The sequence below is a fragment of the Streptomyces sp. NPDC053541 genome (assembly GCF_044544705.1).
Classification (GTDB): domain Bacteria; phylum Actinomycetota; class Actinomycetes; order Streptomycetales; family Streptomycetaceae; genus Streptomyces.
The window spans coordinates 44,102-58,570 of sequence record NZ_JBITXM010000014.1 but is presented as its reverse complement, the minus strand read 5'-3'; the positions used below and the strand labels follow the sequence as shown (position 1 = coordinate 58,570).

Genomic DNA, 14,469 nt, shown 5'->3' with positions numbered 1-14,469 from the left:
GTCCCGCCGGGCCCGGCCCCTCGCAATCGCTGCGGCGGCCGCCGCCCGCGCCGGGGCTCAGTCGAGCATCGCGATGTCCTCGTACGACTCCAGGCGCCGCCAGCGGTCCTCCGGGCCGCGTGCCGGGGGCATCAGGTCCACGTCCGGGAGCGGGCCCAGCTCCAGCTCGGTGATCTCCGCGATGTCCGAGACCGGCACCTGGTACGTGCGGAACGGGCCCAGCGGCGGCGGCGCGCCCGGGACCGCGCCCGCGAAGGCGCGGTCCGCGTCGCGGCTGAGGTCGGGGCTCTGGTCGAGGACGTAGCCCGTGGCCGCGAGCGCCCCGTCCTGCATGAAGGCCGCCACCTTCCAGAAGCGCAGCGGCACCTGGATGCCCCGGTACGGCGGGTCGGAGTCCTGGAGCACCGGGCCGGTCAGGACCACCAGCTTGCGGTCGAAGGCCGCCGCGTGGTCGAGGAGGTGGTTCTCCAGGCCCTGCCACAGCTGCTTGCCCTGGTTGAACACGTCCGCCTGCGGTGCCGCGTTGGTGAAGTGGAAGGTGTCCGTGTTCGCCAGCCCGGCCACCGCCGCCGGGCCCCACACCGGGTCGAGCCGGCGCACCAGGTGCCCCCGGTCCAGGCTGTTGTTCCGGTAGACCTCCTCGCCCGCCTGCTGCTCGCGCGGCAGCCTCGGGTCGTAGAGCCAGACGTCGTCGCGCGGCAGGTCGTCGACCAGTGCGCCGCCCTCGATGCACACGGCGGTCGACGCGGCGAGCCGGCGGTCGGGCCGGAACACCACGGTGAAGTGGGTGTACGGCAGGATCACCGTCTCCACCGCGGTGCGGGCCGGCAGCGCAAGCGGCACGGCGGGCCCGAGGAAGCCCTCGTCGTAGCCGGCCCGGTCGGCGAACCGGTCGTGCCGGGAGTCGCTGGGGTTCATACGATGTAAGTACCGCGCGGACGAGGCCCGCCCACGGCACCGGACCCGCAGGCCACTCGAACAGACGCCCCCGGTGCCCCCTCCCCGCGCCGTCAGGAGGCATCCCATGCCCACCGGACTCTCCCTGCACGTCGGCCTCAACCAGGTCGACCCCGACCGCTACGGAGGCTGGGACGGAACCCTCCTGGCCTGCGAGAACGACGCCCGCGACATGGCCCGCCTGGCCCGCGCCGCCGGCTTCGCCGAGACCGTCCTGCTCACCCCCGAGGGCACCGTCGAAGGCGTCACCACCGTGCTGCGCGCCGCCGCCGAGCGGCTCGCCGCCGGCGACATCCTGCTCTTCACCTACTCGGGCCACGGCGGCCAGGTGCCCGACGTCACCGGCCCCGACGACGAGCCCGACCGCCGCGACGAGACCCTCGTCCTCCACGACCGCCAGTTCCTCGACGACGAGGTCCACCAGGAGTTCCGGCGCTTCGACGACGGGGTGCGCATCGTCGCCCTCTTCGACTGCTGCCACAGCGGCAGCAGCGTCGAGCTGCCGGGCGGCGACGCGACCCGGGCCCGCTACCTCCCCGAACCGCGACAGATCGAGCTCTACGAACGCGACCGGGTCTTCTACGACGACCTCCAGCGCTCCGTCGCCAAGGCCGCCGCGGCCACTGGCGACGGCCAGGGCCCGCCGGTGATCCTGATCTCCGCCTGCCAGGACAACCAGACCGCCGCCGACGGCCCGGTCAACGGGGCCTTCACCGAGGCGCTCCTGGAGGTCTGGGACGACGGCGTCTTCCACGGCGACTACCGCACCTTCCACCGGGCGATCCAGCGCAGGCTGCCGCCCACCCAGAGCCCCAACCTCCACACGACGGGAGCCCCCGCCCCGGCCTTCCTCGGCCAGCGCCCCTTCACCGTCTGACCGTCCCCCGAGAGGGCCGCCTCCTCCCGGCCTGCGGCCCTCAGCCGGTCACGGCCGGAGCGCCGTGGCCAGCTGGGCGCGCGAGCGCACGTCCAGCTTCTGGTAGATCCGGGTCAGCCGGGCCTCCACCGTCTTCACGCTCAGATACAGCTTCGCCGCCGCCTCCTGGTTGCTGGCCCCCGAGCCCACCAGACGGGCGAGGCGCAGCTCCGCCTCGGTCAGCGAGGCGAGTCCCGGCAGCGCGTCCTCGCCCACCGGGCCCTCGCCGGCAGGACCGGCCGGCGCCTCGCTGGTCAGCGCCAGCCACGGGACCGCGCCCGCCCGCTCGAAGACCGCCGCCGCCGACTGCAGCGCCGCCTGCGCCGCCGACCGGCGCCGCCGCCGGCGCTCCACCCTGGCGAGCGCGATCAGCGCCCGGCCCCGCTCAAGCGGCAGCTCCGCCTCCGCGAACCGGGCCGCCGTGCCCGCGAGCAGCTCCGCCGCCGCGTCCGTACGGCCCTCCGCCGCCAGGCACAGCGCGTACGCCCGGTCGCAGCCCAGCAGCACCGTCGTCCGGCCGAGCCGCTCGCCCACCGGCCGCACCTCGGCGAGCAGCGCCATGGCCTCCTCGACCTCGTCGTGCGCGAGCAGGGCCTCCGCCAGCTCCTCGTGCCAGCGCAGCATCGACGGATCCACGGTGGACTGCGCCCGCTCGTTGGCCTCCACCCGGCGCAGCGTCTCCAGGGCCGCGCCGACGTCCCCGTTGACCAGCTGCACCCGGCCGAGCGCGTACAGGCTCCGGGACAGGAAGACCCGGTCGCCCTCCTCCTCCGAGGCCTGCACGCTGCGCCGGGCGTAGCTGGCCGCCCGGGCGAAGCTGCCGCCCGCGGTCTCGGCCAGCGCCAGCGCGTACCAGGCGGGGCCCGGCGACAGGCCCGCCTCCAGGGTCAGCGCGAGCGACTGCCCGGCGTGCGCGAGTGCCGAGGCGCACGGGCCGATCCGTGACTCGATCTCCGCGAGGGTGCTGAGGAGTTCGATCGCGTCCTCCACGGAGCCGCGCCGCTGCACCAGCGGCAGCAGCGCGCCCAGCTCGGCCCGCGCGTCGAGCAGCCGCCCGTCGAACAGGGCGTGACGGATCGTCAGGATCTGGGCGGCGTTGCGGATCCCGGCCGGTCGCTCGGCCGTCTCCAGGGCCCGCGCCCGCTCCAGCACGGCCTCCGCGTCCGGGGAGCCGAGGGCCCGCTCCATCCGCGCCTGTACGGTCAGGGCCTGGGCCGCCGTCCGGTGGTCGCCCATCGACGTGGCGAGCGCCGCCGACTCCATGGCGGCCGCCCGCGAACGCAGCGGATCGCCGTCCGCGAGCACGTACTTGACGGCCAGCCGGAGCTGGACGGCGGCGCGCAGCGCGGTGTCGTCCTCGGAGTCCTCCATCGCGTGCACGTACATCTCGTCCAGGCCGGTGAGCCCCTGGCCCGCGGTGTCGAGCACGGCGAGCCGGGCCCGCACCCGGTCGGCGGGCGCCGCGTCCCGGGCGAGCAGGTCGGTCGCGGCCCGCATCGCGAGGTCGGCGCGGGCGGCCCGGGCGGCCTCCTCGGCGGCGTCCACCAACCGGGCGATCCGCTGCTGTCCGTGCCGGCCCGGGGTGGACTCGGCGGCGAGCAGGGCGAGTTCGGCGGCGAGCGCGCTGTTGCCGCGCCGCCGGGCGAGGTCGGCCGCCTCGGCGACCTCGGCGGCCAGCTTCTCGTCGGGCGCGTCGGTGGCGAGCGCCCGGTGCCGGACCGCCTCCACCGGATCGTCCACGACCCCGGCCAGGGCCGCGTGTCCGGCGCTGCGCTCGGCCCAGCCGGCGTCGTGCACCAGGGTCGAGGGCAGCAGCCCGGCGGTGAAGACGATCGTGCCGTCCTCGGACAGCGACACCAGGCCGGCCCGCTCGGCCGCCGCGAGGTCGGCCTCCGCGTTCGGCCGCCCGGCCCGCCGCACCAGGGCGGCGTGCGGGCGCAGCGCGAGCGCGGCCAGCAGCAGCGTGGCGCGCACCTCCGCGGGCGCGGCGCCGAGCAGCTGCCGGGCCAGGTCGCGGGCGCGCCCGGAGAGCGTCAGGGCCTCGGCGTGGTGCACCGGGGTGCGGGCGTCGGCCAGCGAGCGGCCGACGGCGAGCGCGAGCCGCGGATTGCCGCCGCTCGCCTTGTGGATGCGGCCGGCCATCCGGGACGGCAGCCGGTGGTGGATGAGCAGCTCGGCGATCTCGTCGGCCTGGAGCGGCGGCACGAGCAGCACGTCCGCCTCCGAGGGCACCCACAGCCGGGTGCCGTGCGGCTCGGTCCCGGCGGCGCCCGGGGCGTCCGGGCCCGGCCCGGGGCCGTAGGCCGCGTAGGCCTCGGGGGTCTCCACCGCGATCACCCGCAGCGCCGGCGGCGCCAGGTGCAGGGCGAAACGCAGCAGGTCGGCGCTGTCGGCGTCGATGTGCTGCACCCCGTCGACCACGAGCAGCGCCGGGCCGCGGGCGGTGAGCGCGCGCAGGATGCCGGCGATGCCGAGGCGCAGCGCGATCGGGTCCCAGCCGCCGTCCTCCGGCGGCGCCTCGCGGCACAGCATGGCCACGGCGGACCGCTGCGGCCCGGGCAGTCCGTCGAAGACCCCGGAGGCGAGGACGCCGATCCCGCCGACCGGCGCGTGCCGGCAGCCGCGCGGCGCGCCGGTGGCGCTTGCGTCACCCGTCTGGTCGCCGGGGACCCGGGGGGCCGGGAGCTCCGCCGTGCGGGCCTCGTGGTCGGCGGGGCCGGCGCCCGGCTCCGTACCGCCACCTCCGGCCTCGTACGGGAGGGTGTGCGGCCCGCCGGGTCCGGCCGGGTCCGGCCAGCTGACGGTGGCGGCGACGGAGGCGACGAGCGCGGCGGCGGCCGCGCCGGGTATGTCGCGGTCGGCGGGGAGGGTGGCGAGCCAGAGCACGGTCTCGCCGCGCGCCTCGGCGCGGGCGGCGGCGGCCACGGCGACCTCGGTCTTGCCGACGCCGGCGGGCCCGGTGAGCAGGGCGCGGCCCCGGGCGAGGAGGGTGCGTTCGAGGCGGCCGAGGATTTCCTCCCGGCCCACCGGCGCAGGCCGGAGCGGCGCTGTCGTCACGTGTCCACCACCCTCCGGAGCTCGGGCCCCTGCCCCGTGGACCCGTTGCGGAGAGAGAATACGGAGCGATGCCCCCGAGTCCAGGCCCCGTGTCCGGCATACGGACAACGGGCTCCGGTCAGCCGCGCGTCCCCAACTGCCGGAAGCGCCCGTGGTTTAGACCACGGGCGCTTCGCTGACCAGCGACGATGCTGGTGTGTGGGGGGTGGTTCCGCACGGTCCGGGGGCCGGACCGGGTGGATCAGAAGGTCAGGCTCCAGGAGTCGATGTAGCCGGTGTCACCCGAGTACACGTCGCGGACCTGGAGCTTCCAGGTGCCGTTCGCGACCTCGCTCGACGCGTCCACGGTGTAGGTGGCGAGGACGTTGTCGGCGCCGTCGGACGAGGAGGACTGCTTCAGGTTGCGCACGGTGCCGTCCGGGGCGACGAGGTCGATCACCAGGTCACCGCGGTAGGTGTGCTTGATGTCCACGTCGACCTTGAGGGCGGCGGGGGCGTTGCCGGTCCGACCGGAGACGGCGATCGAGGAGGACACGGTGGTGTTGTCCGAGATCGTCACGTTGTTCGTGTTCGTGAACACGTTGCCGGTCGGCGGGGTGGTGGTGCCGGTGACCGCGGCCACCGTCTTCGCGGCGTCGGCGATGCCGGTGCCGCAGCCGCCGGAGCAGGTGCCGGGGAGCGGACGGGCGTTGTTCTTGATCGCCGTCTCGATGTCGGCCGGGGTCAGGGTCGACTTGGCGGACTCCAGGAGCGCGGCGAGGCCGGCGATGTGCGGAGCGGCCATCGACGTGCCCTGGTAGGGCTTGTAGGTCTCCGTCGACTGGGTGGTCAGACCCGAGTTCAGCGTCGAGTAGATCGCGTTCTCGGGGGTGGTGACGGTGCCGGGCGTGTCGGTGGCGTTGCGGGTCTCGCCGCCGGGCGCGGCGACGTCCACGACGGTGCCGTAGTTGGAGTAGTACGAGCGGCTGCCCGCGCGGTTGGTGGACGCCACGGTGATGACGTTCGAGCAGTTCGCGGGAGTGAAGCCGGAGGCGTTGGCGTTGCTGTTGCCCGCGGCGACGACGACGGTGGTGCCGCGCGAGACGGCGCCGTTGATCGCGGTCTGGTAGACGCTCGGGCAGGTGGAGCTCGCGCCGCCGAGGCTCAGGTTGATGACCTTGGCCGGGGTCGGGTTGGCCGGGACGCCGGGGACGGAGCCGCCCGACGCCCAGGTGATGGCGTCGGCGATGTCGGCGGACGAGCCGCCGCACTTGCCGAGCACGCGCACCGGCTGGATCTTCGCGTTGTACGCGATGCCCGCGATGCCCTTGCTGTTGTGGGTGACAGCGGCGATGGTGCCGGCCACGTGCGTGCCGTGCCAGGAGGAGTTGGAGGCGGTGGAGCCGGTGCCGCACTCGCCGTCCGTGGCGTTCCAGTCGCCCTCGTCCTTGGCGTCCGCGTCGCGGCCGTTGCCGTCGCGGGCGTCCGCGGCGGTGGAGATGAAGTCGTAACCGGAGACGACGTTCGCCGCGAGGTCGGTGTGGGCGGCGTAGCCGGTGTCGATCACGGCGACGGTGACGCCGGAGCCGGTCGTCGTGTCCCAGGCGGAGGGCACGTTCATGCCGCCGGTGGCCTCGAAGAGGTCCCACTGCTTGGCGTAGTCGGTGTCGTTCGGCGTGATCGCCATCGGGTAGGCGCGGATGTCCGGCTCGACGGCGGCGACCTGCGGGTCGGCCTTGAACGCGGCCATGACCTCGGCGACGTCCTGCTTGCTCGCGTCCCCGCCGAGGTCGACGAGGGCGGCACCACCGGCCAGACGGCGCTCGAACGACAGGCGCTCGCCGGTGCGGGCGGCCTTGTCGGCGGCGTCGCTCTTGGCGGCGGCGTTCGAACCGGCCTCGGCGGCCGAGGACTTGTAGGTGACGATGACCTTCTCGACGGGAGCGCTGGGCAGCCCGGTCATCGCCTGCGAAGCCGGGGCCGGCTTCGGGGAGGGTGCGGCCGGGGCGGCGGCGTACGCCCCGGAGGTGGTGGCAGCGGCACCGAGGATCGCGGCGCTCGCGACCAGCACGGATATGACTCTCCGCCTGGAACCGTTCAAGGTGTGGCCCTTTCGAGTACGACGTAGGGAGCAGTGGCGGCGGCGCGGGAACGCCGGTGCGAAGTGGGGTCGCGGTCCGTCGTTCCCTGGGCGTGGGGGCCCGTGCGCCGCCACCGGCGCGACGGCCCGGGTCAAGGCCGTCCCCGGCGGTCACCACTCACCCGTCTTCATGCACCTGACAGGCGGTGGCGGGGAAAGAAGCTGCCGGTGCGGCAGACAGTAGGGAACGCCGAGGTGAACTGGATACGGGGAAAACCCTTGTCGCCCCTCGGGGGAGGGAGGGGTGCGGCCGGGTGGGGTGCGGGGGAAGGAAACCCAACGGTTGGCGGCCGGGCACAGGGCGCCGACCAGGAGGTTCGGCCGAGCCGTGGGTTCAGGGTGTCACGGTCCCGCCGGGCCGCCCGGCCGCGGCACCCCCGCGGGGCGGCCGGGCGGCTGTCCGGTTCAGCCCAGTTCGAGGGTGGTCACGCCGAACACCCGGTCCTGGGCGATCGGGCGGATCGGGCCCGTGTACATGCGGGCCGTCTCGAAGGTGGGGTCGAGGCCGCGGGAGAGGGCGAGGCGGGCGGCGGCGGGGTTGGCCTCGGGCATGTCGACGGCGACGCGCGGGGAGCCGAAGGCGCGGGCCTCCGCCGCGAGGGCGTCGAGCAGGGCCGACGCGTCGGCCGGGGTGTCCGCGAACAGCGGCCCGATCCGGGCCTCGGACTCGGCCGGCCGCACCACCCCGTACCCGCTGATCCGCCCGTCCGCGAGCCGGACCAGGGCCCGGTGCCCCGGCGTGCTCAGCCAGGGCGCGAGGAACCGCGGCCGGTCGGCCGGATGGCACGCGCCGTCGTACGCGGCGAGCTCGGCCGGATCCACCCGCCCGGCCGGGACCACGTCCAGCACCGGACGCTCGGGCGCCGGGACCTCGCCCACGTAACGGGCCGTCCGGTAGACCGTCGCGAAGCCCGAGCGCCGGTAGTTGTCCTGCTGCGCCGGCACCCCGTCGAGCCCCACCGTGCGGTCGCCCGCGTGCGCGAGCGCGGTCCGCCAGGTCGCCAGGCCGTGACCGAGACCTCGCAGCTCCGGACGTACGAGATAGAAGCCCAGGAAGGCATAGGTGTCGCTGTAGTTGACGACGGAAATGGCCGACACCGGCTCCCCGTCGATCCGCCCGATGAAGAACCCCTCGGGGTCCTGCGCGAAGAACGCCCCGGCGTCCGCCGCACCCGGGTTCCACCCCTCCTCGGCGCACCAGTCGCGCACCAGGGCCCAGTCCTGGAGGGAGGCGCGGGAGACCTCGAGGCTCATGGGGGTCCCTTCGACGGCGACGGGAGAGCGGGGGCGGCGAGCATACTGCGACGGGCGCCACGTCGACGGCGCGGCCGTCGCTTTCCGGCCGCGCCGCGCGAGGCGCCGCCGGCCCCCGGCCCCGTTCCGGCGTCCGCCTCAGCCGACCAGTCGCAGCGCCGTCCCCGCCACCCCCACCCGTACCGCCCGGCCCCACGTCAGCTCCAGGGCGTCCGTCTCCATGCCGTCGCCGAAGGCGACCAACCGGTCCGACTCCACGACCAGACCGAGGCGTTCGCCCGGGCCGAGCAGGCCCTCCACGCGCGTGGTGCCGGTCACCGGGGACGGCCAGGCCTCCCGCACCGTCCAGGCGAGCCGGGCGTCCGTGGCGGCCGGCAGCGGGAGGGCGCTGGAGCGCTGCTGCCACAGCGAGCGCAGCCAGCCGGTGGCACCGGTGCCCGTCCCGACCAGGACGCCCGACGAGGCCTGCGCCTCGGGCGCGGCCGACGGGGCGCTCAGGGTGTAGCGGGCGGTCTGGTGGCCGGGCGGTCCGATGTAGATCTCGTTGAGCGCGAGCAGCCGCTGCCCGTCGTCCGTGACGGCCTCCGCCATGGTCAACAGCTCCGCCCCCGTCCGCGCCGCCGCGGCGGACGGCAGCAGCCGGCGCGCGTCGCGCGCCCGGTGCCGCACCAGGATGCCCGGATTGCGCCCCGGATCCGTGTCGATTCCCACCACCGGCTGCCCGGTCAGGTACTTGGCGACGTTCGCCACCAGGCCGTCCTGCCCGACCACCACGACCACGTCCTCCGGACCGAACAGGAAGCGGTCGAGGTCCGCCCGCTCGACCCGGGCCTGCCGCCAGCGCAGCGGCACCGCCGCGGCGACCTCGGCGAGCGCCCGCCCGTTGCGCTCGTGCCGCTCCCGGACCTCGTCCACCGAGCGCCCCCGCGCGGCCAGTTGGAACGCGGCCTGGCCGTGCGTGCCGTGCCGGGCGAGCAACTCCTCGTACTCCGTGGTGCGGTGGACGAGCACCGCCCGCGGCGCCAGGCTCATGACCGCGCGCCCCCGGCCCCGCCCCGGGTCTCGGCGCTGCCGTCACCGTCGCCACCGAGCCTCGCGAGCAGCCCGGTCAGGACGTCCGGGGACAGCGTGAGGTTCTGGATCCTGGGCAGATGCTCGGCGGCCCGGGTCGCGGCGAGCGCGTGCAGGGTCGCCGGGGCGACCTCGGCGTGCGCCCGCAGCCACGCGGACTGCGCCTCGGCGCGCGCCGCGCCGACCTCCCGCGCCGCCTCCGCCTCGGCCTGCGCGAGCCGCACCGTGCGCGCGGCCTCGGCCCCGGCCCGTACCGCGTCGGCGGCCGCGCCCTCCTCCGCCTCGCGGCGCGCGTTGGTGCCGCGCTGGTCCACGAGCCGTTCCTCCTGTCGGGCCAGTTCGATCTTGCTGGCCAGCTCGTTCTCGGCGATGGCGCGCTCGCGCTCGACGGCGACGGCCCGCCGCTCGTACGTGGCCCGGTCCGCCTCCTGCTGGATCCGCTCGCGCGCCGGGGTGCGCAGCGCGCGCTCCACCTCGGGCTCGGGGCGCAGCGCCACGACCCGCACCGCGACCACCTCGATGCCCGTCTCGGGCAGCCGCGGCTCGGCCGCGAGCCCGGCCGCCATCCGCTCGCGCACCGCGCCGACGCCGTCGACCAGCGCCTCGGAGAGCGGAATCCGGGCGAGCACGGCGAGCGCGTGCTGCTGCGCGGTCTCGGTCAGCAGGGTGCCGATCTGCTCCAGCGGGGTGCCGCGCCAGGTGCCGGTGTCGGGGTCGAGCGAGAAGTCGAGCCGGGTGGCGGCGGCCGCCGGGTCGCCGATCCGGTACGTGACGGTCGACTGCACGCTCACGTCCTGGAAGTCGGCGGTGCGGGCGTGGAACGCCATCGTCAGCTCGCGGTCGTCGACCGGCACCTCGGACAGCGCGGCGGACAGCGAGCGGAACCAGAAGCTCAGACCGGTCCCCTCGTGGACCAGCCGGCCGCCCCGGTGGTGGCGGACGTGCGCGGTGGGCGCGGACCGCAGATGGCGCCAGCCGAGGCGGCGGGTGATGTCGGCCATGGAGAACCTCCCCTTGTCGTCACCATGACGATAGAGAGGTGGTGCCCTTGTCGTCAACCTGACGAAATGGGGGTGCTCCTCCGTGCCGGGGCGGTCAGCACGCGGGCTCCGGCGCGGGTACGGGTGCCGGGACGTCGGCGGTGAGCGCGTCCCGTACGGGGGCGGGGATCGTGTCCCGTACGGAGACGGGCGCGGGCGCGTCCGGGAGCGTGGCCCCGTGGGGGAGGGCCCGCGGCAGACCGAGCGGCTCCAGCGGCTCCTGCTCCGGCTGCCGTTCCCCGTCCGGGGTGTCCGGCAGGGGCGCCGCGTCGACGGCGGAGGTCAGCAGGACCACGCCGCGCGCGGCCACCAGCGAGGCCGCCGCGGCGACCAGCCAGCCCCAGGGGCCGGCCCGGAAGGTCTCCCCGAGCAGGGTCACGCCGATCACCGCGGCGGCGGCCGGGTTGGCGATGTTGACGACGGCGAGCGGGGCGGCGAGGCCGCCGCGGTAGGCCGCCTGCGACAGCAGCAGGCCGCCGACCGCGAAGGCCGCGATCAGAACGGCGAGCAGCGCCGTCTGCCACCACCGGGCCGGGCCGCCCGGCAGGTCGCGGGCGAGGGCCACGGTCAGCGTCTGGGTCAGCGCCGAGCCGACCGCCGAGGCCACCCCGGAGGCGGTCGCGTGCCCGAGCCCGCGCCCCCCGGCCTTCCCGGTCCCGGTCCCGGTCCCGCCGGCGACGCCGCCGGTCCCGTTTCCGCTCGCGGCCCGCCCCCGGGAGGCGAGCAGTCCGATGAGGGCCAGCGTCGCCGCGGTGACGATCAGCGTCTCGCGCAGGTCGAGCGCCTCGTCGGGTGCGACCGGGCCGGTGACCGCCACCAGGCCGACCAGGCCGGCGAGCGTCCACAGCGCACCGCGCCACTCGACCCGGGTGACCCGGCGGTGCGCCCCGTACGCCCCGATCGGCAGCGCCGCGACCAGGGTGAGTGCGCCGAGCGGCTGGACGAGGGTGAGCGGTCCGTAGTGGAGGGCGGCGACGTGCGCGAGCGCGCCGGCGGCGTTCAGGCCGACCGCCCACCACCACTGGGGGCGGCCGAGCAGCCGGCGCAGCGCGCCGCGTCCGCCGGCGGAGGCCGAGGCGAGCCGGGACTGGGCGACGGCGGCGAGGGCGTAGCCGGCCGCCGAGACGAGGGAGAGGAGGACAGCGACGACCGTTCCGGCGGCCCCGCCGGCGACGGCGCTCATCGCGGCGCCCCGGCGGTCGCGGGAGTGGGCCTGGGCGCGGGGGCGTGGGCCGGGGTGCGCGGTGTGGGCGGGGCGGGGGCCTGGGCCGGGGTGTGCGCTGTGGGCGGGGTCGCGCGGGTCTCGTCCCGGGGCGGGCGCCGGCGGCGTACCGGTGCCGGGACGACGAGCAGCGCGAGCCCGAGGAGCGCGGCCGCGACCAGGGCGTCGAACCAGTAGTGGTTGGCGGTGCCGACGATGACGAGCAGGGTGAGCGCCGGGTGCAGCAGCCACAGCCATCGGGCGCGTGCCCTGGTGGCGGCGACGAGCCCGATCGCGACCATCAGGGCCCAGCCGAAGTGCAGTGACGGCATGGCCGCGAACTGGTTCGCCATCGAGTCGGTCTCGGGCGTCGCGCCGTAGACGGAGGGTCCGTACACCCGGGCGGTGTCGATCAGGCCGGTGGCCGCGAGCATCCGGGGCGGCGCGAGCGGCAGCAGCAGGTGCAGGGCGAGCGCGGCGGCGGTGAGCAGGGCGAGGACCCGGCGGGACCAGAGGTAGTGGGCGGGCCGGCGCCAGTAGAGCCAGGCCAGGAAGGCGAGGGTGGCCGGGAAGTGCACGGCGGCGTAGTAGGTGTTCGCGGCCTGGACGAGTCCGTCGCCGTGCAGCAGGAGCCGCTGGACGCCGCCCTCGCCGGGCAGGTGCACGGCGCGCTCCAGGTCCCACACGCGGTCGGCGTTGTGGAAGGCGCGGGTCTCGTGCCCGTTCGCGAAGAGGCGGCCGAACTTGTAGACGAGGAAGAGCGCCGTGACAAGCAGCAGCTCGCGCACCAGCGGCGGTCGCCCGGGGGTAGCCGTCGGCCCCGGTCCTGCAGGACGTGTCTTTCGTATCCCGCGTATCCCGGTAGCCATGGCGCGGCCCCTTTTTCCGTCAATTCGGACAAGCAAACGCAGGAACTGTAGATCCGATTTCATCGAGACGCAAGCGTCTCGATACGTTTGCGTCTCGATTGTGCGCCCCCTACTCTCGGATGTGCGGAAACCCATCCGCTGGGGTACGGGGTCTCCGGGAGGAAACCGATGTCCACGCACGCCGCGACCGCCGCCGCCCGTCGCAGCAAGCTCACCCCCGAACGGGAGGCCGAGCTGTACGAGGCGGTCATCTGCCTGCTGCGCGAGGGCGGCTACGACTCCGTGACCATGGAGGGCGTCGCCGCCCGCACCAAGTGCGGCAAGGCCACCCTCTACCGCCAGTGGGGCACCAAGCCGCGGCTCGTCACCGCCGCGCTCGACAAGGCCCGCTGCACCGTCTTCACCGGCATCGACACCGGCTCCCTCGTCGGCGACCTGCGCGAGGCCGCCCGCATCGCCGCCTCCCGCCGCGAGCGCGACGCCGAACTCATGGAGGCGGTCAGCCAGGCCTACGTGCAGCACCCCGACCTGCGGGCCGCCCTCCGCGAGACCGTCATCGCCCCCGAGATCGCCGCCCTCGACGAGATGCTCGGCCGCGCCGTCGCCCGCGGCGAGCTCGCCGCCGACAACCCCGCCAGGGGCTTCGTCGCCCCCTGCTTCATGGGCATGCTCCGCATCGAGCGCCTCTTCGAGGACCGCTTCGCCGACGCCGCGACCATGCGGACCTTCGTGGACGCGGTGCTGCTGCCGGCCCTCGGCGTGACGCCGGAGCCCGACGACGAGGAGACACCGCCGGACGCCGCGCCCGAGGTGTGAGGCCCCGCCCCGTCCGGCACCCTGAAGCCATGCCCGACGACGCCACGTCCTCCACCACCGCACCCCGGGTCCGGGTCCGCCGCGTCTACGAACCCCCCGAGCCCGACGACGGCCTGCGGGTCCTCGTCGACCGCCTCTGGCCGCGCGGCCTCACCAAGGCCGACGCCCACCTCGACGAATGGCCCAAGGCCCTCACCCCCTCCGACGAACTGCGGCGCTGGTACCACGGACCCGACGGCGACTTCGCGGAGTTCCGGCACCGCTACGAGCAGGAGCTCGCCGCCCCGGACGCCGCCGAGGCCCTCTCCCGGCTGCGCGCCCGCGCCGCCGAGGGGCCGGTCACCCTGCTCACCGCCGCGAAGGACCCGTCGGCCAGTCACACGGCCGTGCTCATGCGGGCCCTCGGCGCGGCCTGAGGTCTCCGCCGCCCAGCCGGGGCGCCTCCGCCACCGGGTCCACCACCCCGTCGGGGCGCGCCCCGACCCGCTCGGCCAGCTCCCGCGCCCACGCGAGGAGCCCGGCGACATCCACCCCGTACGTCTCGACGGCCCCCGCCCCCTCCCGTACGTACGCCTCCACCCGGCCGGCCCCGCGCAGCAGCAGCCGCGCACCGCCCGTCGCGTTCCCCCGCGCCGCGTGCGTCAGCCCCACGGCCAGCTGCGCGAGCCCCTGCCACAGCTCCCGCTCACCCTCCGGCCGCGCCTTCCAGGCGTCCTCGAACACCTCGTGCGCATGGAACGGCATCCCGGCGTCCAGCAACCGCTGCGCCTCCCGCACCGTCCCCTCCGGCGACCGCACGACCCCCTCGGGCTGCCGCGCGACCCCCTCGGCCCCGTACGCCAACGGCCGCCCCAGCCCGTCCCGCGGCCGCCCGCTCCGCGCCCGCCCCGCCGCGTCCCGATCCCTGCCCCGCTCCCTGTCCATCCCCCCATTCTCCGCCGCCGCGCCCCGGTGACCCCCCGTGTGCTGATCCACCCCGTGAAGTGAGGTAATGTTCTCTTGCACGCCGCGCCCGGGACCGACCCCGGGCCCGACGGGCACCGGGACGTGGCGCAGCTTGGTAGCGCACTTGACTGGGGGTCAAGGGGTCGCAGGTTCAAATCCTGTCGTCCCGACTTGTGAAAGTCGGAGGCCGAGGGGCCGTTTCAGAGGGATCTGAAACGGCCCCT

At 75.7% G+C, this 14,469-nt stretch carries 12 protein-coding genes and 1 tRNA gene; 4 read left to right on the top strand and 9 right to left on the bottom strand.

What is annotated here, in order from left to right; all coding sequences use genetic code 11:
- Positions 1-57: 57 nt before the first annotated feature.
- Positions 58-918, bottom strand: a complete 861-nt coding sequence (locus ACIGW2_RS32540; protein WP_399847650.1) for a DNA/RNA non-specific endonuclease — start codon at positions 916-918, stop codon at positions 58-60.
- Positions 919-1,024: 106 nt separating this feature from the next.
- Between ACIGW2_RS32540 and ACIGW2_RS32535 the strand changes: the two genes are divergently transcribed.
- Positions 1,025-1,834 (top strand): caspase family protein, encoded by an 810-nt coding sequence (locus ACIGW2_RS32535; protein WP_391652406.1) that lies wholly within the window; start codon positions 1,025-1,027, stop codon positions 1,832-1,834.
- 48 nt (positions 1,835-1,882) lie between these two features.
- On the opposite strand, the gene ACIGW2_RS32530 is transcribed toward ACIGW2_RS32535, so the two are convergent.
- The 7 genes from ACIGW2_RS32530 to ACIGW2_RS32500 form a co-directional block, all read right to left on the bottom strand.
- Positions 1,883-4,930: an AAA family ATPase gene (locus ACIGW2_RS32530; protein WP_399847648.1), complete on the bottom strand. Its 3,048-nt coding sequence runs from the start codon at positions 4,928-4,930 to the stop codon at positions 1,883-1,885.
- A 241-nt stretch (positions 4,931-5,171) separates the two neighbouring features.
- Entirely contained in the window at positions 5,172-6,872 is a 1,701-nt protein-coding gene (locus tag ACIGW2_RS32525) for a S8 family serine peptidase (protein ID WP_391652478.1), read from the bottom strand.
- Between the two features lie 582 nt (positions 6,873-7,454).
- On the bottom strand, positions 7,455-8,303 hold the full coding sequence (locus ACIGW2_RS32520) for a GNAT family N-acetyltransferase (RefSeq protein WP_399847646.1): 849 nt from the start codon (positions 8,301-8,303) through the stop codon (positions 7,455-7,457).
- A gap of 138 nt (positions 8,304-8,441) precedes the next feature.
- Entirely contained in the window at positions 8,442-9,335 is an 894-nt protein-coding gene (locus ACIGW2_RS32515; protein WP_391652403.1) for a hypothetical protein, read from the bottom strand.
- The gene (locus ACIGW2_RS32510) at positions 9,332-10,375 is read right to left on the bottom strand and encodes an SPFH domain-containing protein (RefSeq protein ID WP_391652402.1); all 1,044 of its coding nucleotides are present in this window, start codon (positions 10,373-10,375) and stop codon (positions 9,332-9,334) included. The genes ACIGW2_RS32515 and ACIGW2_RS32510 overlap by 4 nt, the downstream gene beginning before the upstream one ends.
- A 94-nt stretch (positions 10,376-10,469) precedes the next feature.
- Positions 10,470-11,597, bottom strand: a complete 1,128-nt coding sequence (locus tag ACIGW2_RS32505; protein ID WP_391652401.1) for a hypothetical protein — start codon at positions 11,595-11,597, stop codon at positions 10,470-10,472.
- Positions 11,594-12,484, bottom strand: coding sequence for a phosphatase PAP2 family protein (locus ACIGW2_RS32500; protein WP_391652400.1), 891 nt, complete (start codon positions 12,482-12,484; stop codon positions 11,594-11,596). Before ACIGW2_RS32500 ends, ACIGW2_RS32505 begins: the two co-directional genes overlap by 4 nt.
- 168 nt (positions 12,485-12,652) lie before the next feature.
- Here ACIGW2_RS32500 and ACIGW2_RS32495 point away from each other — a divergent pair, with 168 nt between their 5' ends.
- Complete coding sequence (locus ACIGW2_RS32495) at positions 12,653-13,300, top strand: TetR/AcrR family transcriptional regulator C-terminal ligand-binding domain-containing protein (RefSeq protein ID WP_391652399.1); 648 nt, start codon at positions 12,653-12,655, stop codon at positions 13,298-13,300.
- A gap of 29 nt (positions 13,301-13,329) precedes the next feature.
- Complete coding sequence (locus ACIGW2_RS32490; RefSeq protein ID WP_391652398.1) at positions 13,330-13,716, top strand: DUF488 domain-containing protein; 387 nt, start codon at positions 13,330-13,332, stop codon at positions 13,714-13,716.
- On the opposite strand, the gene ACIGW2_RS32485 is transcribed toward ACIGW2_RS32490, so the two are convergent.
- Positions 13,691-14,224 (bottom strand): DUF309 domain-containing protein, encoded by a 534-nt coding sequence (locus ACIGW2_RS32485; RefSeq protein ID WP_391652397.1) that lies wholly within the window; start codon positions 14,222-14,224, stop codon positions 13,691-13,693. The two genes, ACIGW2_RS32490 and ACIGW2_RS32485, sit on opposite strands and share 26 nt — an antisense overlap.
- Before the next feature lie 117 nt (positions 14,225-14,341).
- On the opposite strand from ACIGW2_RS32485, the gene ACIGW2_RS32480 reads away from it, so the two are divergent.
- Positions 14,342-14,415 (top strand) — tRNA-Pro (locus ACIGW2_RS32480).
- Positions 14,416-14,469 lie beyond the last annotated feature (54 nt).